At 71.5% G+C, this 23,612-nt stretch carries 16 protein-coding genes and 3 pseudogenes; 7 read left to right on the top strand and 12 right to left on the bottom strand.

The genetic code is table 11. The features are described 5' to 3' along the window. Positions 1–12: 12 nt before the first annotated feature. Positions 13–1,158: a citrate synthase/methylcitrate synthase gene (locus tag B9S58_RS23195; protein ID WP_103533998.1), complete on the bottom strand. Its 1,146-nt coding sequence runs from the start codon at positions 1,156–1,158 to the stop codon at positions 13–15. 152 nt (positions 1,159–1,310) lie between these two features. Here B9S58_RS23195 and B9S58_RS23190 point away from each other — a divergent pair, with 152 nt between their 5' ends. Then, positions 1,311–2,603, top strand: a complete 1,293-nt coding sequence (locus B9S58_RS23190; protein ID WP_103534100.1) for a citrate synthase — start codon at positions 1,311–1,313, stop codon at positions 2,601–2,603. A 7-nt stretch (positions 2,604–2,610) separates the two neighbouring features. Here B9S58_RS23190 and B9S58_RS23185 read toward each other — a convergent pair whose 3' ends face one another. Next, positions 2,611–3,630 carry a LacI family DNA-binding transcriptional regulator gene (locus tag B9S58_RS23185; RefSeq protein WP_103533997.1) on the bottom strand — a complete coding sequence of 340 codons (1,020 nt, stop codon included), beginning with the start codon at positions 3,628–3,630 and terminating at the stop codon, positions 2,611–2,613. A gap of 214 nt (positions 3,631–3,844) precedes the next feature. Between B9S58_RS23185 and B9S58_RS23180 the strand changes: the two are divergent. Beyond that, positions 3,845–5,428: pseudogene (locus tag B9S58_RS23180) on the top strand (ATP-binding protein). Next, positions 5,403–6,040: pseudogene (locus tag B9S58_RS23175) on the top strand (response regulator). Before B9S58_RS23180 ends, B9S58_RS23175 begins: the two co-directional pseudogenes overlap by 26 nt. Before the next feature lie 26 nt (positions 6,041–6,066). Here the strand turns inward: B9S58_RS23175 and B9S58_RS23170 are convergent. The 3 genes from B9S58_RS23170 to B9S58_RS23160 form a co-directional block, all read right to left on the bottom strand. Next, complete coding sequence (locus B9S58_RS23170) at positions 6,067–7,659, bottom strand: cation acetate symporter (RefSeq protein WP_103533996.1); 1,593 nt, start codon at positions 7,657–7,659, stop codon at positions 6,067–6,069. After that, positions 7,656–8,123 (bottom strand): DUF485 domain-containing protein, encoded by a 468-nt coding sequence (locus tag B9S58_RS23165; protein ID WP_103533995.1) that lies wholly within the window; start codon positions 8,121–8,123, stop codon positions 7,656–7,658. Before B9S58_RS23165 ends, B9S58_RS23170 begins: the two co-directional genes overlap by 4 nt. Before the next feature lie 228 nt (positions 8,124–8,351). Next, a complete protein-coding gene (locus tag B9S58_RS23160) occupies positions 8,352–10,478 on the bottom strand; it encodes a type IIA DNA topoisomerase subunit B (RefSeq protein ID WP_103533994.1) in 2,127 nt (708 codons plus the stop codon). Between the two features lie 447 nt (positions 10,479–10,925). Here B9S58_RS23160 and B9S58_RS23155 point away from each other — a divergent pair, with 447 nt between their 5' ends. Next, positions 10,926–11,159, top strand: coding sequence for a hypothetical protein (locus tag B9S58_RS23155; protein ID WP_047179196.1), 234 nt, complete (start codon positions 10,926–10,928; stop codon positions 11,157–11,159). Positions 11,160–11,282: 123 nt separating this feature from the next. Here the strand turns inward: B9S58_RS23155 and B9S58_RS23150 are convergent, their stop codons facing one another. From B9S58_RS23150 to B9S58_RS23130, 5 genes are all read right to left on the bottom strand, one after another. Further along, positions 11,283–12,113 (bottom strand): trypsin-like serine protease, encoded by an 831-nt coding sequence (locus B9S58_RS23150; RefSeq protein WP_103533993.1) that lies wholly within the window; start codon positions 12,111–12,113, stop codon positions 11,283–11,285. 134 nt (positions 12,114–12,247) lie between these two features. Further along, on the bottom strand, positions 12,248–13,795 hold the full coding sequence (locus B9S58_RS23145; protein ID WP_103534099.1) for an RNA polymerase sigma factor: 1,548 nt from the start codon (positions 13,793–13,795) through the stop codon (positions 12,248–12,250). Between the two features lie 323 nt (positions 13,796–14,118). Continuing rightward, a complete protein-coding gene (locus B9S58_RS23140; protein WP_308457918.1) occupies positions 14,119–14,985 on the bottom strand; it encodes a FadR/GntR family transcriptional regulator in 867 nt (288 codons plus the stop codon). A gap of 181 nt (positions 14,986–15,166) precedes the next feature. After that, the gene (locus B9S58_RS23135) at positions 15,167–16,903 is read right to left on the bottom strand and encodes an ATP-binding cassette domain-containing protein (protein WP_103533991.1); all 1,737 of its coding nucleotides are present in this window, start codon (positions 16,901–16,903) and stop codon (positions 15,167–15,169) included. A gap of 144 nt (positions 16,904–17,047) precedes the next feature. Then, positions 17,048–17,806, bottom strand: coding sequence for an NUDIX domain-containing protein (locus B9S58_RS23130; RefSeq protein ID WP_103533990.1), 759 nt, complete (start codon positions 17,804–17,806; stop codon positions 17,048–17,050). Positions 17,807–17,947: 141 nt separating this feature from the next. On the opposite strand from B9S58_RS23130, the pseudogene B9S58_RS23125 reads away from it, so the two are divergent. Next, positions 17,948–18,448 (top strand): annotated as a pseudogene (locus B9S58_RS23125) (pyridoxamine 5'-phosphate oxidase family protein); the annotation flags it as partial. Positions 18,449–18,525: 77 nt separating this feature from the next. On the opposite strand, the gene B9S58_RS23120 reads toward B9S58_RS23125, so the two are convergent. Beyond that, positions 18,526–19,905 carry a DUF4192 domain-containing protein gene (locus tag B9S58_RS23120; RefSeq protein WP_103533989.1) on the bottom strand — a complete coding sequence of 460 codons (1,380 nt, stop codon included), beginning with the start codon at positions 19,903–19,905 and terminating at the stop codon, positions 18,526–18,528. A 110-nt stretch (positions 19,906–20,015) separates the two neighbouring features. Between B9S58_RS23120 and B9S58_RS23115 the strand changes: the two genes are divergently transcribed. Continuing rightward, positions 20,016–22,187 carry a RecQ family ATP-dependent DNA helicase gene (locus tag B9S58_RS23115; protein ID WP_103533988.1) on the top strand — a complete coding sequence of 724 codons (2,172 nt, stop codon included), beginning with the start codon at positions 20,016–20,018 and terminating at the stop codon, positions 22,185–22,187. 216 nt (positions 22,188–22,403) lie between these two features. After that, on the top strand, positions 22,404–23,051 hold the full coding sequence (locus tag B9S58_RS23110; RefSeq protein WP_103533987.1) for a hypothetical protein: 648 nt from the start codon (positions 22,404–22,406) through the stop codon (positions 23,049–23,051). Positions 23,052–23,173: 122 nt separating this feature from the next. Here B9S58_RS23110 and B9S58_RS23105 read toward each other — a convergent pair whose 3' ends face one another. After that, entirely contained in the window at positions 23,174–23,557 is a 384-nt protein-coding gene (locus B9S58_RS23105; RefSeq protein WP_103534098.1) for a hypothetical protein, read from the bottom strand. Positions 23,558–23,612: the final 55 nt, after the last annotated feature.

The following is a 23,612-nucleotide window of genomic DNA, read 5'->3' as shown; positions in this document are numbered from 1 at the left end:
CCTGGTGCGTCGTCAGGGTGCCGGGACCGGCTGCGGCGGGGGTGCGCCGACGTAGCGGGACGCCGGGCGGATGATCTTCGAGTCCTCCGCCTGCTCCAGGATATTGGCGCTCCAGCCGACCACCCGCGCCGCGCAGAAGGTGGGGGTGAACATCGCTCGCGGCAACCCGCACAGCTCCATGACCACTCCGGCGTAGAACTCCACATTGGTGTGCAGCTCCCGGCCCGGCTTGAGCTCGGCGAGGATCGCCTCGACCTGGCGTTCCACTTCCACGGCGAAGCCGACGAGCGGTCCGCCGAAGCCCTGGGCGAGGGACTTGAGCATCCGGGAGCGCGGGTCCTCGGTGCGGTAGACGGGGTGGCCGAAACCCATGATGCGGCGGCCGGCGAGGACCTGTTCGCGGATCCAGCCGTCGATGCGGTCCGGGGTGCCGATGGCGTCGAGGGTGTCCAGGGCCCGGCTGGGGGCTCCACCGTGCAGCGGCCCGGAGAGCGCGCCGACCGCCGCGACCAGGCAGGCGGCCAGGTCGGCTCCGGTGGAGGCGACGACCCGGGCAGTGAAGGTGGAGGCGTTGAAGCCGTGGTCGACGGTCGAGATGAGGTACCGCTCGACGGCCCTGGCGTGCTCGGGCTCCGCCTCCGCCCCGGTCAGCATGTACAGGTAGTTCGCGGCGTGCGGCAGGTCCCCGCGGGGTTCGACCGGCTGGAGGCCCTGTCCCAGGCGGTGGAGTGCGGTCAGGATCGTGGGGACGGCCGCGCAGGCGACGAGCGCGTCCTCGCGTCGGCGGTCGGCCCCGATGTCGTACACCGGGCGGAAGCCGGCCGAGGCGCCGAGCAGGGAGAGCGCGGTACGCAGTCCGGCGAGCGGGCCGGAGACGGCACCCGCTCGGGCGATGGCGGGCAGCGCCTCGCGGACCTCGGCGGGCAGGGCGCGCAGGGCGGCCGTGCGGGCGGCGAAGTCGGCGGCAGCCGCCCGGTCCGGCAGTTCGCCGTGAACCATCAGGTACCAGACGTCCTCGAAGCTGCGGGTCCCCGCGAGCTCGATCGCCGAGTACTGGCGGTAGTGGTAGAAGCCCTCGCGGCCGCGGACGTCGCCGAGGGCGGTGTCGGTGACGACGACACCGGCGAGGCCGCGGGGGACGGCAGGGGTGGTGGTCATGGCTGTTCTCTTTTCTCTCTGTCTCAACAGCGCCCGGAACATTGATTCGACTGTCTATGATTGACTTGAGTTCTGTCAATGTTGATTGAATCAATACAGAGATCGAGATCCTTGGACTCCCTCATGGATTCAGGATGGATACGGTGGTCCGCATGACCGATCAATCAGCGCCCGGCGAGCAGGGGGCGCCCCGGCTCACCACACGGGAGGCCGCCGAGTTGCTGGGCGTGAAGCCGGAGACGGTGTACGCCTACGTCAGCCGGGGCCAGCTGAGCAGTGCGCGGGCCGCCGGAGGGCGGGGCAGCACGTTCGACTCCGACGAGGTCCGGGCGCTGGCCCGGCGCTCGGGGCGGCGGGACCCCTCCCCGGCCGGGGGCGACCTCGCCTTCCGTACCGGCATCACACTCATCGAGGGCGACCGCTGCTTCTTCCGCGGCGTCGACGCGACGGAGCTGGCCCGGCGGTACAGCTACGAGGAGGTCGCCGAGTGGCTGTGGACGGGTGAGCTGCGGCCCGGCGCCCGGTTCACCGCCTCCGCCGGGACCCTCGCGGCGGCCCGCCGGACGGTCGGCGCGCTACCCGCGCACAGCGGTTCGACGGACCGGCTGCGGGTGGCGGTGACCGCCGCGGCGGCCACGGACCCGCTGCGGTTCGACCTGTCGCCCGAGGCGGTGCTGAGCAGCGCCCGGGGCCTGATCCCTACGCTGGTGGGCGCCCTGCCGGCACTGGGCGGCCCGGAGGCCGAAGAGGGCTCCCTGGCGCGTGGGCTGTGGTCACGGCTCACCGCGGAGCCGGCCGACGCCCCTTCCCTCGCCGTGCTGGACGCGGCTCTGGCGCTCCTGATCGACCACGACCTGGCGGCCTCCACCCTGGCCGCCCGGGTCGCCGCGTCCGCGCGCGCCCACCCGTACGCCGTGGTCTCGGCGGGTCTGGGCGTACTGGAGGGGCCGCTGCACGGCGCGGCGAGCGGTCTGGCGCACCGGATGCTCCGGGAGGCGGTGGACCGGGGCAGCGCGGTCCCCGTGGTCGCCGATCATCTGCGGACCGGGCGGCGGGTGCCGGGCCTGGGCCACCGGCTGTACCGGGGCGAGGACCCCCGGGCGACGGCCCTGTTCGCGCTGCTGGAGGACGTGCCGCAGGCGGCCGGGGCGCTGGCGGCGGCCCGCGAGGTGGTGGAGACGACGGCGCGGCACGCTCCGCTGCACGCCAACATCGACCTGGCCCTGGCCGTTCTGTCCGCCTCCCGGGGGATGCCGGCGGACGCGGGCGAGACCGTGTTCGCGGTGTCCCGCACCGCGGGCTGGATCGCCCACGCACTGGAGGAGTACGGGGAGCCCCCGCTGCGTATCCGCCCCAGCGGGCAGTACGCGGGCCCCCGGCCACCGCAGCCACTGCCTCAGACGACTCCCAGGTCCGGACCAGGGCGCCAGGAGAGCGCAAATTAGCTACGGATCACAGGGAATTCTCGCGCGGCGGCCGGGCGGTGGACCCGCGCACCACCAGCTCCGGCTCGAAGAGCAGCTCGTCCGAAGGCACGGTACGCCCGCCGATCTGCACCGAGAGCAGCTCCACAGCCGCACGGCCCATGGCCTCGATGGGCTGGCGGACGGTGCTCAGGGGCGGCTCGGTGCAGTTCATGAAGGCCGAGTCGTCGTAGCCGACGACCGACACGTCGCCGGGCACCGAGAGACCCCGGCGGCGGGCGGCACGCACGGCGCCCAGCGCGAGCGGGTCGCTGGCGCAGATGATGCCGGTGACGCCCCGCTCCAGCAGCCGCGTCGCGGCGGCCTGCCCGCCCTCCAGCGAGAACATCGCGCGGGCCACCCACTCGTCGGGAATGCTCGCGCCCGCCTCGTCGGCGAGCACCCGGGCGGCGGCGAGCTTGCGCTGCGATGGCACATGGCCGGACGGGCCGAGGACGAGTCCGATGCGCTCGTGGCCGAGCGAGACCAGGTGGCGCCAGGCCTGTTCGACGGCGACGGAGTCGTCGCAGGAGACGCCGGGAAATCCGAGATGCTCGATGGCCGCGTTGATCAGCACGACGGGGATCTTGCGGTCGGCGAGCACCTTGTAGTGGTCGTGCGGAGCGTCGGCCTGGTGGTAGAGGCCACCCGCGAAGACCACGCCGGAGACCTGCTGCTGGAGGAGCAGTTCGACGTAGTCGGCCTCGGAGACGCCGCCCTTGGTCTGGGTGCAGAGCACCGGGGTCAGCCCCTGCTGCGCGAGCGCGCCGCCGACCACTTCGGCGAACGCCGGGAAGATCGGGTTCTGCAGCTCGGGCAGGACCAGCCCGACCAGCCGGGCCCGTTCGCCGCGCAGCTGGGTCGGACGCTCGTATCCGAGGACGTCCAGCGCGGAGAGAACGGACTGCCTGGTGGCGTCGGAGACACCCGGCTTGCCGTTCAGCACCCGGCTGACCGTCGCCTCGCTGACTCCCACCTTCTGGGCCACTTGAGCAAGTCGTCGCGTCATGAGCGCAAGATTAGCGCAAGAAGTGCAAGAGGATTGCGTTGACGGTGAACTCCCCTGAAACGCTCACGGACACAGCGTCATGAGGCAAGAGGGAGGCGGGAGGAACGCACGGCGGAGGCCAGGACGCGCGGCGGCACTCGGCGATACGCGGGGACACTCGGCGACGCGTGGCCGGGATTTCCGCCCCGGTCGCTCGGCCCTTACCGTCTCTCCGATGAACGCCCCTCCGGCCCTCGGCAGGGGACCGCGCCGGTTCGGCTGGCCCCAGCGGATCTTCACCCAGGTCCTGCTGATGCAGCTGGCCATCATCACCGGCGTGATCGTCCTGGTCACCGGCCTGTTCCTGGCTCCGCTCAGCGACCAGCTGGACGACCAGGCGATGCGCCGCGCGCTGGCCATCGCCCAGAGCACCGCCGCCCAGCCGGGGATCGTGAAGGGCCTGAGCACCACGGACCCGTCCGACCGGGGGCCGGTCCAGTCGGCCGCCGAGCGGGTCAGAGGGGCGACCGGAGCGGAGTACGTCGTCGTCCTGGACCGGCGCGGGGTGCACTGTTCCCACCCCGGGACCGACCGGATCGGCGCTGTCGTCTCCACCGACCCCGGTGAGGCGCTGCGCGGCCGCGAGGTGATGGAGATCGACAGCGGGACCCCTCGGCCGCTCGGCGTGGGGCAAGGTGCCACTGTTCGGCTCCTCCGGCGAAGTGATCGGCGCGGTCTCGGTCGGGATCGAGTACGACAGCGTCCGCGCCCGTCTCCTCGGAGCGATCCCGGGACTGCTCGCGTACCCGGGAGGAGCCCTGGCCGTGGGAGCGCTCGCCGCGTACCTGATCTCCCGCCGACTGCAACGGCAGACCCATGACCTGGCGTTCTCCGACATCTCCGCGCTGCTCACCGAACGCGAGGCCATGCTGCACGGCATCCGCGAAGGGGTCGTCGCCCTGGACGGGGCAGGACGCGTCCGGCTGCTGAACGACGAGGCGCAGCGGCTGCTGGGCGTCGGCCCGGAAGCGGCGGGCCGGACGATGGAGGAGGTGCTGGGCGATGGCCGGACCGCGGATGTGCTGGCCGGGCGGGTGGTCGGCGACGACCTGCTGGCGGTACGGGGCAGCCGGGTGCTGCCGGCCAACCGGATGCCCACGGACGACGGCGGAGCGGTGGTGACCCTGCGCGACCGGACCGAGCTGGAGCACCTGGGCCGCGAGCTCGACTCCACCACGGGGCTGATCGACGCCCTGCGCGCCCAGGACCACGAGCACGAGCAGGGTGTGCAGCCGGTTCGCGAAGGAGTTCGTCACGGAGGTGGTGGGCGTCCACCGGGCGACAGCCGAGCAGGTCACCGAGAAAGTCCAGGACCCGCTGCTGGCCGCCCTCCTCGTCGGCAAGGCGGCGGTCGCCGCCGAGCGTGGCGTCTCGCGGCGGCCGGATCGAGCGGGGCGCGGATCGAGGTCGGGCTGTGCGCGGAGGGCCGTACGGTGATCCTGGAGGTGCGCGACAGCGGCCCCGGCGTAACCCGGGACCAGCACGCGTCGATCTTCACGGAGGGCTGGTCCACCAAGGACGTCCCGGCGCACGGCAGACGCGGCCTCGGGCTCGCCCTCGTACGGCGGCTCGCGGAGCGCCAGGGGGCAGTGTGGCGGTGTCCGGGGCGGACGGGGGCGGTGCGGTGTTCACGGTCGTGCTGCCGGAGGCGCTGGCCGAGCCCGGGCCGCGGGCCTTGACCGAACCCGAATACCGGCCGCCCCCACGCACCCCGCCACGACGGGAGAGCAGCGGTGATCCAGGTCCTGATCGTGGATGACGACGTGCGAGTGGCGCAGATCAACGCGGCGTACGTCGCCAAGGTCCCCGGATTCCGGGTGACCGCGCAGGCGCACTCGGCGGCCGAAGCCCTGGCGAAGGTCGAGGAGGTCCCGGTGGGCCTGATCCTGCTGGACCACTACCTGCCCGACCGCAACGGCCTCGCCGTCGTACGGGAACTGCGCCGCCTCGGCCGTCAGGTCGACGTGATCATGGTGACGGCCGCCCGGGACGTCGCGACCGTGCGGGACGCGATGCGGCACGGTGCGCTCCAGTGCCTGGTGAAGCCGTTCACGTACGCGGGCCTGCGCTCCAAGCTGGAGGCGTACGCAGCACTGCGGCACGCCCTCGACGGGGGCGGGGAGGCCGAGCAGGCGGAGGTGGACCGGCTCTTCGGCGCGCTGTGGGCGGCGCGGAGGCCCCGCTCTCCGCCCAGGAGATTGCGGACAGCGCGGGAATGAGCCAGCAGACGGCCCAGCGCTGTCTGAAGCTGCTGGAGCGCACCGGCAAGGTCCGGCTGACCCTGCGGTACGGGGAGGAGGGGCGCCCTGAACACCGATACGCCTGGGCCGGGGCCGGGGCCCCGCACAGGCCCGTACACCGCTGCGCCTGACCACGGGCTGAGCTCTCTTCGGCCGCCTACGCCGCCCCGGCCCCTGTCAGCGCCCGGACCTCGGTCTCGGCGTGCTTGGCCTCGTCGGGCTTCTCGGGCGAGGTGACCGTACCGATCCAGCCGGCCAGGAAGCCGAGCGGGATGGAGACCAGGCCCGGGTTCTCCAGCGGGAAGAGCTGGAAGTCGACGCCGGGGAACAGGGATGTGGGGCTGCCGGAGACGACGGGCGAGGCCAGCACCAGCACGACCGCCGGGATCAGCCCGCCGTACACCGCCCAGACCGCGCCCCGGGTGGTGAAGTTGCGCCAGAACAGCGAGTAGAGCAGGGCCGGGAGATTCGCCGACGCGGCCACGGCGAAGGCGAGGCCCACCAGGAACGCGACGTTGAGGTTCTGGGCGAGCAGTCCGAGACCGATCGCGATCACACCGATCCCCGCCGCGGCGACACGCGCCACGGCGACCTCGCCGTACTGCTTGCGCCCGGGTCGGCGGAGTGAGGCGTAGAGATCGTGGGCGACGGACGCGGACGAGGCGAGCGTGATGCCCGCGACAACGGCCAGGATGGTGGCGAAGGCGATGGCGGCGACCACGGCGAAGAGAATCGTTCCGCCGGTGGACCCTGCGCCGCCGCCGAGATGGAGGGCCAGCAGCGGGACCGCGGTGTTGCCCGCCGCGTTCGAGGAGCGGACCTCGGCGGAGCCGACGAGAGCGGCGGCGCCGAACCCGAGCACGATCGTCATCAGGTAGAAGCTGCCGATCAGGCCGATGGACCAGACGACGGAGCGGCGCGCGGCGCGGGCGGTGGGCACGGTGTAGAAGCGCGACAGGATGTGCGGCAGCCCCGCCGTGCCGAGGACCAGGGCGACGCCCAGGCTGATGAAGTCGAAGCGTGAGGTCCAGTCCCCGCCGTAGCGGAGGCCGGGGGCGAGGAAGTCCTTGCCGTAACCGCTGCGTTCGGCGGCGGTGTTGAGCAGGTTGTTGACGTTCCCGTGGAAGTGGACCAGGACGAGCACGGTGAGCGCGACGGCTCCGGCCATCAGCAGGACGGCCTTGACCACCTGGATCCAGGTGGTGGCGCGCATGCCGCCGAAGGACACGTAGATCACCATGAGCGCGCCGACCCCGACCACCGTCCAGGACCGGGCCGCGTCACTCGTGCCGCCGAGGAGCAGGGCCACGAGGCTGCCCGCGCCGACCATCTGGGCCACCAGATAGAGCACGGAGACGGTGACGGACGAGGTGCCGAGCGCGGTGCGCACCGGGCGCTCCGCCATCCGTGCGGCGACCACGTCGGCCAGGGTGAACCGGCCGCAGTTGCGGACGAGTTCGGCGACGAACAGCAGGACGACCAGCCAGGCGACGAGGAAGCCGACGGAATAGAGCATGCCGTCGTAGCCGAAGAGGGCGATCAGCCCGGAGATCCCGAGGAAGGAGGCCGCCGACATGTAGTCGCCGGCGATGGCGAATCCGTTCTCCATGGGCGAGAACAGGCGTCCGCCCGCGTAGAACTCCTCGGCGGAGCCCTGCCGGTTGCGGCCGACCCGGGTGGTGATGAAGAGCGTCGCCGCGATGAACGCGCTGAACAGCAGCAGGGCGAGTGTCTGGTGGTCGCCTCTCAACGTCCGAGCCCTCTCGCCGTCCGCCGGCCCAGGCCCCGTGTCATCTCCTGGGTGTCCCAGCGCAGATCGAGCGCGGCCCGGTCCCTGCGCAGCCGCGCGTGCCGCGCGTACGCCCAGGTGAGCAGGAACGTGGTGAGGAACTGGCCGAGACCCGCCACCATCGCGACGTTGACCGCGCCCGCGACCGGGCGGGCCATCAGCCCGGGCGCGGTGGTCGCGGCGACGACGTAGGCGAGATACCAGAGGAGGAAGGCCAGGGCGGCGGGGCCCACGAAACGGCGGTAGCGGCGGCGCACCTCGCGGAAGGCCGCGCTGCGGTGCACTTCCCGATAGATATCGGCCGCGCTGAGCTCCGGATCCGGTCCCGCCGCACCGGACACGTCGAGGACGGCGACACCTCCCGCCCCGTCCTGGTCACCCCGGTCGGAGGCCGGTACGTCGTCCCACGGGTCGTCGAGCCGCACTCCCGCGGCCTCCGGCCCTGCTTCCTTCTCCACCGAACAACTCCCCTGATCCGCGGACCTTTTCGGCCGCATGGCCAACCATGGGCGGTTCGGGAAGATCCCGGGCGCGTCATTCGCCCGACTTCACCCCTTCAGGTGACAGAAGTCCCGGACGGCTGCGCGAACCATGGGAAACGTGCGCGGCCCCCGCTCGGTGGGACGGGAGCGGGGGCCGGTCGGGCGTACGGGTCAGGCGTCGATGCGCGAGCGGTCCAGGGTGGCCGCGGAGCTGGTGATGAACTCCTTGCGGGGCGCCACCTCGTTGCCCATCAGCAGGTCGAAGACCTGCTCGGAGGATTCCAGGTCGCCGATGTTGATGCGCCGCAGCGTGCGGTGGCGCGGGTCCATCGTCGTCTCCGCCAGCTGGTCGGCGTCCATCTCGCCCAGGCCCTTGTAGCGCTGGATCGATTCCTTGATCCGGACGTTCTTGCGCTGGAGCTCCAGGAGGGCCTGGCGCAGCTCGCTGTCGGAATAGGTGTAGACGTACTTGTCCTGGCCCTTCTTGGGCTGGACCAGCTCGATCCGGTGCAACGGGGGAACCGCGGCGAAGACCCGCCCCGCCTCGACCATCGGGCGCATGTAGCGCTGGAAGAGGGTCAGCAGCAGGCAGCGGATGTGGGCACCGTCGACATCCGCGTCCACCAGCAGGACGATCTTCCCGTAGCGCGCGGCGTCGATGTCGAAGGTCCGTCCGGACCCGGCTCCTATGACCTGGATGATCGCGCCGCACTCGGCGTTCTTCAGCATGTCGGAGACGGACGACTTCTGTACGTTGAGGATCTTGCCGCGGATCGGCAGCAGCGCCTGGAACTCGCTGTTCCGGGCCAGCTTGGCCGTGCCGAGCGCCGAGTCGCCCTCGACGATGAACAGCTCACTGCGCTCGACGTCGTCACTGCGGCAGTCGGCGAGCTTGGCGGGCAGCGAGGAGGACTCCAGCGCGGTCTTGCGGCGCTGGGCGTCCTTGTGCTGGCGGGCCGCGATCCGGGTGCGGGCGGCGGCCACGGCCTTCTCCAGTACCGACCTGGCCTGGGCCTTGGCATCCCGCTTCGTCGAGGTCAGGAACGCCTTGAGCTCCTTGGCGACCACGTTGGCCACGATCCGGTTGGCCGCCGAGGTGCCGAGCACCTCCTTGGTCTGCCCCTCGAACTGCGGCTCGGCGAGCCGCACGGTGACGACGGCCGTGAGCCCTTCCAGGGCGTCGTCCTTGACGACGTCGTCCTCGGCGACCCGCAGCATCTTGGCGGAGCGCAGCGCCTCGTTCACCGTCTTGGTCAGGGAGCGCTCGAACCCGCTGACGTGGGTGCCGCCCTTGGGGGTGGCGATGATGTTCACGAACGACCGTACGGTCGTGTCGTAACCGGTGCCCCAGCGCAGGGCGATGTCGACGGCCAGCTCGCGGGTGACCTCGGTGGCGGTCATGTGGCCGCGGTCGTCGAGGACGGGGACGGTCTCCTTGAAGGTGCCCGTGCCGGTCAGCCGCTGGACGTCGCAGACGGCCTTGTCCTGGGCCAGGTACTCGCAGAACTCACTGATGCCGCCGTCGAAGCGGAACGTCTCCTCGGTCTTGCCCTCGCCGTCCAGCCCGCGCTCGTCGCGGACGATGATCGTGAGGCCGGGGACGAGGAAGGCCGTCTGGCGGGCGCGCTGGTAGAGCGTGTCCAGGTTGAGCTTGGCGTCCTTGAGGAAGATCTGGCGGTCCGCCCAGTACCGCACTCGGGTACCGGTGCGGGTCTTGGGGACGCGCTTGCCCTTGCGCAGGCCGTTGGCCGGGTCGAACGGACTGTCCGGCCCCTGCTCGGTGAACATGCCCGGGACACCGCGCCGGAAGCTGATGGAATGGGTCGCGCTGTTGCGGTCGACCTCGACGTCCAGGCGGGCGGAGAGGGCGTTGACCACGGAGGCGCCGACGCCGTGGAGGCCGCCGGAGGCCGCGTAGGAGCCACCGCCGAACTTGCCTCCGGCATGCAGCTTGGTCATGACGACCTCGATGCCGGAGAGGCCCGTCTTGGGCTCGACGTCGACGGGGATGCCGCGGCCGTTGTCCCGGACCTCGACGGAGGAGTCGTCGTGGAGGATGACCTCGATCTGGTCGCAGTGGCCGCCGAGGGCTTCGTCGACGGAGTTGTCGATGATCTCCCAGAGGCAGTGCATCAGGCCACGGCTGTCGGTGGACCCGATGTACATGCCGGGGCGCTTGCGGACCGCCTCAAGGCCTTCGAGGACGAGAAGGTGCCGCGCGGTGTAGTTGGAGCTGTCCCGGTCGCCGCCTGCTCCGGTCAGCATCGCGGTGGACGGCACGGACGTTTCGGCGGTCACGCGGTTCGCTCCTCGCTGAATTTCATCTGGGGTCCCCGTGGGTACAGGGCTCGGCTTCGGTTGCCGCTGAGAGCCTACAGAGGCCTGGTAGAGCGGTTGTAACGCCACCCTCGGGGAATCCTCATGCTAGTCGAGCTTCTTCCGGGCTCGCATGAGTGTTCGATCATTCGTTGGAGTGACGTGCACATCACGTTCCCTTCGACGCATGAACCATTTAGGCTCCGGGCACGTCCTCATGAACAAACCGGCAAGCCGGCCGGCGGGACCGACCCCCTGGACAAGCAATGCGAAACCGTAGCGCTCCGCATACGGCACATTCGCCGCCAACCGGCAACTGACAGCCACACCGAGAAGAAGTTTCGAAGAAAAGCCACGAGCGGGAACGTTTTCGGCCTGGTTGGATGTTGACCCTGGTACGACAGCTCGTCGAGCTAGAGAAGAGGCGACGTGACTACTGTTCTGACCCCCGCGAGCCCGCTGACCGCAGCAGACCGCTGTGACCGTTGCGGCGCCCAGGCATATCTGCGCGTCGTTCTGATCAGCGGCGGTGAACTGCTCTTCTGTGCCCACCACGGGCGCAAGTTCGAGCCGGAACTCAAGAAGATCGCCGCGGAAATACAGGATGAGACGGATCGGCTCACCGCCGTGCAGGCGGCCGCTGCCGACGAGGACCAACACTGACACCTCGCATCCACGACGAGCCAGGGGCCGGTCCAGGACCGGCCGACGGGCGGCTCCCCCGCGGGGGAGCCGCCCGTTCTCGTCGTACCCGGCAGGACCGCGCTCACGCGGCTCCGCCCCGGCTCAGATGCGGCCCGCGGCCCATTCCAGGGCGGCGGAGACCCGCGTGTACACCCCGGGGCTGCCCGCGCGCCCGCAGCCGCTGCCCCAGGACACCAGGCCGATAAGCCGCCCACGGGCCACCAGCGGCCCGCCGCTGTCGCCCTGGCACGCATCCCGGCCACCCGCCGGATCGCCCGCACAGAGCATCGCCGAGGCCTTGTACGTACCCTCCCGGCCGCCCGGGTAGGCCCGCGCGCAGTCGCTGTCAGGCAGGACCTGGACCCGGGCGGAGCGCAGCACGGAGGCGTACGTGCCGCTTCCGGTCGTGTCGCCCCACCCGTAGACGTCCGCGGCGGTCCCGGCCCGGTAGGCGGCGTCCCCGCCCCCGGCCATCGGGATCACGCCGCTCTTCGGCAGTGCGCGCGACAGGGTCAGCACCGCGAGGTCGCCGGCGTTGGAGTCGGGGTCGTACGCCGGGTTCACCCAGATGCCCCGGACGGGGACCTCCTGACCGCCGGAATCGCCCAGCCGCTGCCGGCCGGCGATGACCAGCAGGTCCTTCGCCCGGTTCGCCGGTCCGCCGAGCGCCTCGTCACTCAGACAGTGGGCGGCCGTCAGGATCTTCGTGGGCGCCACGGCGACGCCGCCGCAGAACTGGCCCGAGCGCGCCCCTCCGAACCGGTCCCGGCTCGACAGCGCCACGGCCCAGGGACTGTCCACGACAGGGGTCGGCCCGCCGCCGACGATGATGCTGTCCGCGGCCGCCGCGGAGGGGGAAGCGAGCGGCAGTACGACCGCGGCGGCGGTCAGGGCGAGCACCCCGGTCAGGGCACGGACGACGGGACGGGGCATGGAGGCTCCTGACGCTGAGGTGGTGACGATCCACCCAGCGTGATCCAGCCGGTCCGCCTCCGCACCCGAGGACACGCCGGAGGGCCCGGATCCCCTGGAGGTTCCGGGCCCTCGGCCGGTGAATCTTCCGCGCTCTAGTCGAGGTAGTCGCGCAGCACCTGGGAGCGTGACGGGTGACGAAGCTTCGACATCGTCTTCGACTCGATCTGACGGATGCGCTCACGCGTCACGCCGTAGACCTTGCCGATCTCGTCGAGCGTCTTCGGCTGACCGTCGGTGAGACCGAAGCGCATCGAGACCACTCCGGCCTCACGCTCGGAGAGCGTGTCGAGCACCGAGTGGAGCTGCTCCTGGAGGAGCGTGAAGCTGACCGCGTCCGCCGGAACGACGGCCTCGGAGTCCTCGATCAGGTCACCGAACTCGCTGTCGCCGTCCTCACCCAGCGGGGTGTGGAGGGAGATCGGCTCGCGACCGTACTTCTGGACCTCGATGACCTTCTCGGGGGTCATGTCGAGTTCCTTGGCCAGCTCCTCCGGGGTGGGCTCGCGGCCCAGGTCCTGGAGCATCTGGCGCTGCACACGCGCGAGCTTGTTGATGACCTCTACCATGTGCACCGGGATACGGATGGTGCGGGCCTGGTCGGCCATCGCGCGGGTGATCGCCTGACGGATCCACCAGGTGGCGTACGTGGAGAACTTGTAGCCCTTGGTGTAGTCGAACTTCTCGACCGCGCGGATCAGACCGAGGTTGCCCTCCTGGATCAGGTCCAGGAAGAGCATGCCGCGACCGGTGTAGCGCTTGGCCAGGGAGACCACCAGACGGAGGTTGGCCTCCAGGAGGTGGTTCTTGGCCCGCCGGCCGTCCTCGGCGATGATCTCCAGCTCGCGCTTGAGCTTCGGTGCGAGCTTGTCGGCGTTCGCCAGCTTGTCCTCGGCGAAGAGACCGGCCTCGATGCGCTTGGCGAGCTCGACCTCCTGCTCGGCGTTGAGGAGGGGAACCTTGCCGATCTGCTTCAGATAGTCCTTGACCGGGTCGGCGGTGGCGCCGGCGACGGCGACCTGCTGGGCAGGTGCGTCGTCCTCGTCGTCGTCGGAGAGGACGAAGCCCTTGTTCTCGCCCTCGCCCTCCTCCTCCTCGCCCTTGCCAGCCTTGACTTCCTCGACTGCCTCGTCGCCGTCGAGGAGCTCGTCGTCCTGCTTGCCGGACTTCTTCGCAGCTGTCTTCTTGGCCGCCGTCTTCTTCGCGGCGGTCTTCTTGGCAGCGGTCTTCTTGGCCGCCGTCTTCTTGGCGGGAGCGGCCGCGACGGCGTCGTCGGCCACCGCGTCCGCACTCTCGACCGCCGGGGCGGCGGTGGCCCCGACGGTCCTGGTCACGGTGGTCTTCGCCGCGACGGTCTTGGTGGCGGTGCGCTTGACCGGGCTCTTCGCTGCGACGCTCTTGCGGGCGCGCTTCGGCGACTCCGCGGCACTGACCATCAGCGTCACACCCTCTTCCTCGAGGATCTGGTTGAGGCTGCGCAGAACGTTCTTCCACTGGGTTGGCGGAATCTGGTCAGCCTCGAAGGCCCGACGCACGTCATCGCCGGCGATCTGCCCATCAGCCTTTCCCCGCTCGATGAGCGCCATCACAGACTCGGACTCGGCGATCTCCGGCGGGAGCGTACGGGATGTGCTGGCCGACACGAACAACCTCTCGGAACGATGGAAACGGCTTCCGGCCCTGCCCTGGAGAGGGCTGGAACCGACGACCGTCGACTGGGGATGTCGCCGACGGCGCGGGTTTGGCCTCAGAACTGAACAGCGCACCCAAGGGTTGCTGTATTCCTTCCGCGACGGTCACCTCTTAAGTCATCGCGCTGCTTCGAGGAGTGTTACGGCCAATCCGCGTGGCCCGAGTCACACCTCATTTGTGACTAACAGGGCGATAGGTGACATCCCCCTACAATTATGCCGCCGAACCCGTGTGGTCCGGCGGCACCGGGCCCAGGCACCCGGCCACGCCCCGGTCAGTGCTCGCGCGGCGCGGGAACCACGCGCTCGACGTCGGGATGGACGACGAGCAGTTGACGCATGGCCGTCTCGGCGGCCCCGGCATCGCCCGAGGCCAGGGCGTCGGCGATGCGCGCGTGGTGGGCGAGCGAGGTCTCGCCGGGCCGGTCACAGCCGGTGACGGGACCGCCGGAGACGTGGAGGGCGGCCGAGACGATGCCGGAAAGGTGTTCGAGCATCCGATTGCCCGCGGCCTGGATCAGCAGGGCGTGGAACTCCGCGTCGGCGCGGGAGAAAGTGATCGCGTCCCCCTGCCCCATCGCGTGCCCCATGATCTCCACCATGTCGCCGAGCCGCTGCTGAATGTCGTCCCGGCCGTGCCCGGCCGCGAGGCGGGCTGCGAGCGGTTCGATCGTCCAGCGGAGCTCGGCCAGCTCGCGACGCTGGTCATCACGCTGCGGACCGAAGGCCCGCCATTCGATGATGTCGGGATCCAGCAGGTTCCAGTCGCTGACCGGCCGGACCCTCGTCCCCACATTGGGGCGCGCGCTGACCAGTCCCTTGGCTTCGAGGACGCGCAGGGATTCGCGTACGACGGTACGGGAGACCTCGAACCGCTGACCGATCTCCTCGGGAACGAGGGGGCGGTCCGCGCCGAGGTCACCGGAAACGATCATCTGGCCCAGCTGCTGGACGAGTTGGCCGTGGAGACCGCGCCCCCGGCTGGCCGCCCCTCGTCGGCTCGCCCGTCCCAGCTCGGAATCGGAACCACCCCAGGCCCGGGACGCGGCACGCTCGCCGGCCTGCGCCTCCGAATAGGGATAGCGGTCGAGTTCGCCCGAGCCGGCCAGGCCGGAATCGACGGTGCGGGCGGCGGTCATCATGGTGTGCGCAAGGGTACTCACGCATCCTTTGTCGGCGTGGCTCGCCCGCCCCTTGAGGTCTTTGGTGAAAAGCACACGAAAGGGTGATCGGCGCTCGCTCCGCAATTGACGCCATACGCCTATAAATCGGTCATTTCTTAGGGAGTTGTGGACCCCTGCCCTCGGCTCGGGGCGACGGCGATCACCAACGCGCCCTCCCCCGAAGACTGGTGAACAGATACGCGCAGATCAGGGCTGACAGCGACAGGGCGAGCGCGGTCCCGACGGGCTGCGCCACCACCCGCGCGACGGCCAGGACCCAGTGGTCCGCCTCCTGCGGCAGCTGCCACCCGGCCAGTTCACGCAGTCGGCCCGGCAGTCCGGCGACCGAACGCGCGGACGGCGCCGCGAAGAGCTTCTGCACCAGCGGAACGACGAGCACCGGAACCGCCAGCACCGCGGCGATGCCCGCACCGGCCACCCGGAAGACGCCCGCCGCCAGCAGGCCGGCCCAGGCGCAGCCGACCGTCAGACCGACCCAACTCGCTCCCAGCGCGAAGGCGTTCGACGGGATCTCGGTCAAGTCCGGCCCGTAGACGAGCCGGAGGCTCTGCGCTCCGCACGCCACGGCGAGGCCCGCGAGCAGCAGAGCGAGGCTCGCGGTCACGGTGAGCTTCGCCAGCAGCAGCCCGAGCCGCCGGGGCACGGTGCCGCGAGCGGCGGCGAGTGCCGGATAGCGGAACTCGTCGCCGAAGGACAGCGCCCCCAGCAGGCCCGCTCCGAGCGCGGCGGGAGGGAGCGGCAGCAGGGTGGGCCAGGCGGCAAGCACGCGGGGCAGCTCGGTGCCGTCGGTGCGGGCGAGCAGGACGGACACCGCGGCCGACACCACCAGAACGGCCGCCATGATCATGGCCGTTGTCCTGACACCGAGAGAGCGTCGCAGTTCGTACCGGAGCGGGCGCAGGGGGCCGCGTGCGGGGCGCACCCGGATCGGGGGCGGCAGCTCGGACAGGGCGGCGGTGGAGCAGCTCCGTTCCCCGCTCCCGGCCTCCGCGGGGGCGCCGGGTCCGGTGTCGCCGACCTCGTCGGCGAGCTGATGCACGGGGACGCCGTGCCGGTAGGCGGTGTCGCCGATCTCGGCGCAGCTACTGCCGTAGACCGTCAGCCGGCCGCTCGCCTCCTCGACCACTTCCACGGAGCGCTGCGCGGCTCGGGCCTCGCGGCCGACCACGGCCGCCAGCCGGGCCGCGTGCGGGGTGCGGACGGCGACCCGGGCCCGGAGCCGGGTGCGGGCGAAGTCGGCGACGTCCTGGTCGGCGACGAGACGACCGCCGCCGATGGTGACGACGCGGTCGGCCGTGCGGGCCGCCCCCTTGGGGTCGCCGGTGGCGTAGAGGACCGTGCCGCCCTGGGCCGCGTGCGCGCGCAACAGCCCGTACAGCCAGCTGATCTCCCGCGGGGACAACCCTTCCGCGGGTTCGTCCAGGATCAGGGTGTGCGGGTCTCCGAGCAGCGCGGAGGCAAGGCCGAGCCGACGGTCCATGCCCACCGAGAGGATGCCCAGGCGCTGGTCCCCGAGCCCGGCGAGTCCGACGACTTCGAGCACCTCGTCGGCCCGGGCGACGGGCACGCCCGTGGCCGCGCAGAGCATCCGGAGCTGCCCCCGGGCGGTCCGGGAGGGATGACCCGGTACGTCGCCGAGCAGTACGCCCACTTCCCGCGCCGGATGAGCGATGCGATGCAGCGGCCGCCCCCGGAAGTAGGCGACACCCCGCCCGGCGTCCAGTTCGAGCATCAGGCGCAGGGCCGTGGTCTTGCCCGAGCGGGGGGCGCCCAGCAGGGCCGTGACACGGCCGGGTGGAGCCTCGAAGGTCAGATCGTTCACGGCGGGCGGAGCGTCGCGACGGGGGGTGCTGGTGAGTCCGATGGCCTGGAGCATCGCTTCTCTCACGTCTCTCGCGGAAGGTGAGACCGCTCGGCGGCAGGGGGTACCGCAGCAACATAACGCGACATTTCCGACTTTTGGCGCAGGGGTGGGGCGACAGGCATTCCGCGGGGCCATCGCAGCGGAACGCCCGGTGGCTCAGACCTCGGGTCGCAGCATCGGCGGATTGAGCACCGTGGCGGCCCCGGCCCGGAACAGCTGTGCGGGCCGGCCGCCCTGCCGTGTGGTCGTCCCGCCGGAAGGCACCAAGAACCCCGGCGTTCCGGTGACCTTGCGGTGGAAGTTGCGGGGATCGAGGACCACGCCCCACACCGCCTCGTACACCCTGCGCAACTCACCGACCGTGAACTCCGGCGGGCAGAACGCCGTGGCCAGCGAGGAGTATTCGATCTTGGAGCGGGCACGCTCCACTCCGTCGGCCAGGATCCGCGCATGGTCGAAGGCCAGCGGCACCGCCTGCTCGCCCTCCCGCCTGGTGCCCGGGTGCAGCAGATCCTCGACCGGTGCCCAGCGTGCACTGTTGGCATCGCCGCCCGCCCGCGGCGCGGGCAGGTCGGGCGCGAGGGCGAGGTGGGCGACGCTGACCACTCGCATCCGGGGGTCGCGCGCCGGATCTCCGTAGGTGGCCAGCTGCTCGAGATGTGCGCCGTTGCCCACGGCCGGCTTCGCCGGATCGTGCGCGCAGAGGCCGGTCTCCTCGACGAGTTCACGCGCCGCCGCGGACCCCAGGTCCTCGTCCATCCTGACGAACCCTCCGGGCAGCGCCCATCGGCCCTGGAACGGGGTCTCTCCGCGGCGGACGACCAGCGCGCAGAGCGCGTGACGGCGCACCGTGAGCACGACCAGGTCGACGGTGACAGCGAAGGGCGGGAAGGTCGACGGGTCGTAGGGCGGCATGTCGCGATCATAGTCGTCTGCCTGACGATAAACACTCCCTTCGGCATGCTCGTGATCAGTGCGGGTTCCACGGTCTCGGACGCGTCGCGGTGTGGAGAGCCACGGCGTGGTCGGAGCGGCTGGTCAACGGGACAGTCGGTCATGCCTGTGGCCAATCCGTGGCCGGCCGGACCGTCCCCGAAGAAGCACCTCGATCGAGAGCGTCTGGAGGAGCGGATACTCAATCTGCTGTCGTCGCGGAACGGGTGTGTGCTCGCGACGGCGGGCCGGGAAGGGCCGCTCTCGACACCGGTGCGGTATTTCCACCTGGACTTCGCGGTGCTGTCCAGCACCGCCCCCGGGTCGCCGAGGATGAGAGACCTGGCCGCGGACCCCCGGGTGCCGGTGGGGATCTTCGCTGCGCCGGTCGGACAGGCCGGCGGCCGAGGGGCTCAGATCTTTGGCCGGGCTCGTGTGCTGTCGGAGGAAGACCCCGCCGTCGGGCACTGGCCGGCGTTTCGCCGGCAGTCCGACCATGTCGAGCGGTCACGCGCTCTCGACGAACCTCTGTCGGGACCTCTCGCCGTCGAGGCCGAACGGATCGTCTGCACGGAGAACTGGCTGCGGCGGCAGGGATCGGCGCCGCGCCGGTTCTGGACCAGGCAGGTGGATGGCCCGGCTTCCGACCGGTCGGAAGCCCAGCCGGAAGGCCTTCGCCGGTACCCCGGCCCGCGTCCGGGTCATCGGCGTGTCCTGGTGCCGCGTCGGCCGTACCGCCGGGCCTCGCGCGGCCGTCGCCCGGCCACTGGGGTGCGGGGACGAACCGAGCCGGGTGCCGTCTTCCGCCGCTCGGTGCCCGGGGGCCGGGGAGCGCGTCCTCGGCGGCGGCCCCCGTCGGGCAGCGGGCGGACCTTGCGGACGTGCAGCGGGGTGGCGCCCCGGTCGGCGGCGGTGTCCACCGTCGCCTCCGGCGCCCCGGCGCCGGAGCCCGCCTCCTCGTCCGTGGCCTCACGCAGGCAACGGCGCAGGGCCTCCGGATCGAGCCCCTCGTTGCAGGCCCGATGCAGCAGTTGGGCGAACGTGTAGTCGGGATCGGCGCGCAGCGCCAGGGTCAGGGCGACCCGCGCGCCCGGCTCGTCGCCCGTGGACCAGGAGACCCAGCCCGCCAGGGTGAGCGGAGCAGCGGCGTGCTCCCCGTACGGTCCGACACAGCGCCGTGCCAGTGTCCGCCACAGGCGCAGCGCCGCTTGTGCTTCCGATCCCTCCATCCAGGCGGCCGCCTTGTCCCTGGTCTCCCGGTCCTGGAGCCCGAGGATGACGGCGGCGGCCTCGTCGGAGCCGATCAGCTGGTCGTCCCCGGCGTCCGCGAGCGCGGGGGGCGCCGGCTGGGACTCCTCGATGCGGTCCATGAGCGTGCGCGCCAGTCGGAGGGTCTCCGCCGCGACCTCCCGCCTGGCCCGCTCGTCGAGAAGCCTGGGCACCAGCTCCGGCACGGTCCTGTCCAGGGCCTCCTGCTGTGTGGCCACGTCGACCGGTGTCCTCCACGGCTGGAGCCGCGCTTCCATGTCGCGGAGCGTGCCCCGGACGTGGACGCCTGCGTAGGTGGCGGCGGCGGCCATCACCGTGGTGCCGGGCATGGCCAGGGGATTTCCCTGGTCGGGGCAGCATCGGGGGTCGGGACAGCAGTACGACCAATAGCGGCCGTCGGAGATGCAGAGTGCTTCGAGGACGGGAACGTCGAGCGCTCCGCACGCCGTGCGCAGACGTTGCGCGAAAGGCCTGAGCCGTTCCATGGTCAGCCGGCCGTCCGAGCCGTCCGGCGAGTCCTGGCAGAGGAAGATCACGATCGCGTCGGGCCGTCCTTCACGGCGCTCGCTCCCCGAGATCAGGCACTCGGCGAGCTGATCGGCGACCGGCCCCCATTCGCCGGGTGCCTGCGGAATTCCGAGGCGGAGCCGGCCGCCGAACCGGCCCCGACCACCGTGCAGGGCGACCATCACGACGCTGTCGTTGGGGTAGAAGCCCATGAGATACGGGAGGGCGTCGGCGAGATCGGCGGGGCCGCGCAAGATGATCTGCTGTTCCCCGGCCGGGCCGGTGGATTCGTGGTGCTTGTTCATGGCTTGACGGTCCCGCAGCCCGCCACTTCCCGCGACCCCTGTGGATAACGTTATCCACAGGCTCGCCCTGTCGTTCGCGGTTTGTCGTAGCCATCGGGTTGCATGGGGGCATGACCAACACAGATCGTGCAGCACTCAGGGCTTCGGCCGATTCCGTCCTCGCCCGCCTGGTGGGCGATGCCACCGGTAGGGCCGTGCTGCGCGAGGACCAGTGGGTGGCCATCGAGGCGCTCGTCGCCGACAAACGCAGAGCTCTGGTCGTGCAGCGCACCGGCTGGGGCAAGTCCGCCGTCTACTTCGTGGCAACCTCGCTGCTCCGCGCGCAGGGCAGCGGCCCGACAGTGATCGTCTCGCCGCTGCTGGCGCTGATGCGCAACCAGGTCGCGGCGGCGGCACGGGCCGGGATCAGCGCCCGCACGATCAATTCGTCCAACACGGAGGAGTGGGAGAGCGTCCAGGCCGAGGTGGCGGCGGGCGAGGTCGACGTCCTGCTGGTGAGCCCCGAGCGGCTCAACAACCCCGACTTCCGCGACCAGGTGCTGCCGAAGCTGGCGGCGGCGACCGGGCTCCTGGTGGTCGACGAGGCTCATTGCATCTCCGACTGGGGGCACGATTTCCGGCCCGACTACCGGCGGCTGCGGACCATGCTCGCCGACCTGCCGACGGGGGTTCCGGTGCTCGCCACCACCGCCACGGCCAACGCCCGCGTGACGGCGGACGTCGCGGAGCAGCTGGGCACCGGCGCCGGAACCGACGCGCTGGTCCTGCGGGGACCGCTGGACCGGGAGAGCCTGAGCCTGAGCGTGCTGCAACTGCCGGGCGCGGCGCACCGGCTGGCCTGGCTGGGCGACCACCTCGGCGAGCTGCCCGGCTCCGGGATCATCTATACGCTGACCGTGGCGGCGGCCGAGGAGATCACCGCCTATCTGCGCCAGAACGGGCATCCGGTGGCCTCGTACACGGGGCGGACCGAGAACGCCGACCGGCAGCAGGCCGAGGACGATCTGCTGGCGAACCGGGTCAAGGCGCTGGTCGCCACTTCCGCGCTGGGCATGGGATTCGACAAGCCCGACCTCGGCTTCGTCGTGCACCTGGGCTCGCCCTCCTCCCCCATCGCCTACTACCAGCAGGTCGGGCGCGCGGGGCGCGGAGTCGAGCACGCCGAGGTGCTGCTGCTCCCCGGCAAGGAGGACGAGGCGATCTGGCAGTACTTCGCCTCTGTCGCCTTCCCTCCGGAGGAGCAGGTACGGCGCACCCTGGACGTTCTGGCCCGCGCGGAGCGGCCGGTCTCCCTCCCGGCGCTGGAGCCCTTGGTCGATCTGCGGCGGACCAGGCTGGAGACGATGCTCAAGGTGCTGGACGTCGACGGTGCGGTGAAGCGCGTCAAGGGCGGCTGGATCTCCACGGGTGAGCCGTGGGTCTACGACGCCGAGCGCTATGCCTGGGTCGCCCGGCAGCGGCAGACCGAACAGCAGGCCATGCGTGACTACGCCTCGACGACGGCGTGCCGGATGGAGTTCCTGCGGCTGCGGCTCGACGACGAGGAGGCCGCACCCTGCGGACGCTGTGACAACTGCGCCGGCGCCCGCTTTGACGACAAGGTCTCCACCGCCGCCCTGGACGGGGCGCGCAACGAGCTGGGCCGGCCCGGTGTCGAGGTGGATCCCCGCAAGATGTGGCCCACCGGCCTGCCCGCGGTGGGCATCGATCTCAAGGGACGCGTCCCCGCAGGCGAACTGGCCTTCACCGGCCGGGCACTCGGCCGGCTCTCCGACATCGGCTGGGGCAACCGGCTGCGCCCCATGCTCGCGGCGCAGGCTCCGGACGGACCGGTGCCGGACGATGTCACGAACGCCGTGGTCACCGTGCTCACCGACTGGGCGAAGGGGCCGGGCGGCTGGGCCTCCGGATCGCCGGACGCGGCTCCGCGACCGGTCGGCGTGGTGACCGTCGCCTCGCGCCGCAGGCCGCAACTGGTCCAGTCGCTCGGCCGGCGCATCTCCGAGATCGGCCGGATGCCCCTGCTCGGGACGGTCTCCTACGCGTCGGGCGCCGAGGATGTGCGCATGTCCCAGACCAACAGCGCGCAGCGGGTGCGGGCGCTGCACGAGGCCCTGGTCGTGGAGCCGGAGCTGGCGCAGGCGTTGGCGTCCGCGGGCGGCCCTGTTCTGCTGGTGGACGACCTGTCGGACACCGGCTGGACCCTGGCCGTGGCCGGGCGCCTGCTGCGACGGGCCGGAGCGCAGGGAGTGTTTCCACTGGTCCTCGCGGTTCAGGGGTGACAGAGGGAGTCATCCCGGGTGCGTCTGGGCAGGGATATCAGTGCCATTCCGGCTGATTCCCGTCAGCCGCAGCAATTGCTCGTTGCCGCCTGCCGGTAGGCCAGGGAGAATCGGAGCTGCCCCCGCACAGTTCCTCACCGGGCCCGGAAGGGCTGTGCCGCGGCACGCCCTCACTCGACCCTGCCCGCACCACGGGCGCGTAGCGAAGGGAGGACCGTGACCTTCGGATTCGCCCCGTCCACAGCCACTTCGACATCGGCGCCCTCGGTTTCCGCAGACTCCGTCAACCGCCTTGCCCGGATGCTCGAACCAGCGGAATGGGCCTCGGCGGGCATACCCCTGCTCCGCAGTCCCCGGGAGGTCGTCAGCGGACTGCACTCCCGGCACCGGCCGGCTCCGGCCACCGCCGTGGTCGCGGTCCTCGATCACGAGGAACGGCTCACGGCGAGCGCCTCGTTCGCCCGCCGGGCGACGGTGGCCGCGGACGGCTGGGAGTTCCGCAATGCCCTGCTGGCGCAGCTGCGGCGCGTCATCCCGCACGATCTGCGCCGCCGCACTCCGGTCCGTACGGCCGTCCTCCTGTACTGCCGTGAAGGCGACGAACGATGGACCGAGGAGGACGGTGCGTGGATGTGGGGTCTCCGGGACGCCTGCACTCTGCACGGGCTCCGCTGCGGCGCCTACATCACGCTCACCCGCGGAGGGTGGCAGGTGCTCGGCGAGGGACGGGGCGGGCGGCGGCCCAGTTCGCTGTCGGAGCCCTCGCTCCTGGCCGATGCCGTAGCCATCGCCGGCCATCGGACCACCCCGGCCCGGTCGGGCGGCGGAGCGGCGGAGGCACTGCGCCGCACCGCGGCCCGGTGAGCGGGCGCCGATCCATCTGACCGATCCGTCGTACCGGTCGGACCCCGGTTCTCGGTCGGGTCACCGGCGGTGGTGCCTCCGGCCGCCCGTGCGGGCGGCCGAAGGCACCGGTGGGGCGGGTATCAGACCCCGGCGCCGAGTGCGGAGTTGATCGTCTGAGGATCTCCGCAGACGATCAGCAGCGCGGCGGCACGGTCCCGTGCGACGGGCAGGGTACGGGCCGCAACGGCCCGGCCGGCGTCGTCGTTGACCGCGACGACGACCACGGGCCGGGAGCGGGCCCTCTCCGCCGCGGAGACGTCGGCGAAGAAGACGTCGTCGCCCGCGTCGTGCTGGGCCCAGTAGGCGGCTTCGCCGAAGGACAGCTCGTGGGCGGCCCACGGATGCTGTTCGCCGGTGGTGAGCACCAGGATGTCGCCCGGTGCACGACCGGACTCCAGCAGCAGGTCGACGGCTTCCTCAGCCGCGTCGAGTGCACCGGCTGCCGGGGCCGGGATCAGCTGGATCTGCGGCGCGGAACGATTCTCCGCCGGCTCCGGGCTGGTGGGCGCCGGAGCGGCG

It is taken from the genome of Streptomyces sp. SM11 (assembly GCF_002910905.1).
Lineage (GTDB): Bacteria > Actinomycetota > Actinomycetes > Streptomycetales > Streptomycetaceae > Streptomyces.
The sequence above is the reverse complement of the archived record's forward strand: the minus strand, read 5'-3'. Positions and strand labels throughout refer to the sequence as shown.

Bases quoted from the DNA above. Each gene is read 5' to 3' on its own strand.
- B9S58_RS23130 (WP_103533990.1), bottom strand. From the start codon at position 17,806: ATGCCGCCCTACGACCCGTCGACCTTCCCGCCCTTCGCTGTCACCGTC.
- B9S58_RS23140 (WP_308457918.1), bottom strand. From the start codon at position 14,985: ATGATGACCGCCGCCCGCACCGTCGATTCCGGCCTGGCCGGCTCGGGC.
- B9S58_RS23115 (WP_103533988.1), top strand. From the start codon at position 20,016: ATGACCAACACAGATCGTGCAGCACTCAGGGCTTCGGCCGATTCCGTC.
- B9S58_RS23135 (WP_103533991.1), bottom strand. From the start codon at position 16,903: ATGCTCCAGGCCATCGGACTCACCAGCACCCCCCGTCGCGACGCTCCG.
- B9S58_RS23190 (WP_103534100.1), top strand. From the start codon at position 1,311: ATGACCGATCAATCAGCGCCCGGCGAGCAGGGGGCGCCCCGGCTCACC.
- B9S58_RS23150 (WP_103533993.1), bottom strand. From the start codon at position 12,113: ATGCCCCGTCCCGTCGTCCGTGCCCTGACCGGGGTGCTCGCCCTGACC.
- B9S58_RS23195 (WP_103533998.1), bottom strand. From the start codon at position 1,158: ATGACCACCACCCCTGCCGTCCCCCGCGGCCTCGCCGGTGTCGTCGTC.
- B9S58_RS23185 (WP_103533997.1), bottom strand. From the start codon at position 3,630: ATGACGCGACGACTTGCTCAAGTGGCCCAGAAGGTGGGAGTCAGCGAG.
- B9S58_RS23120 (WP_103533989.1), bottom strand. From the start codon at position 19,905: ATGAACAAGCACCACGAATCCACCGGCCCGGCCGGGGAACAGCAGATC.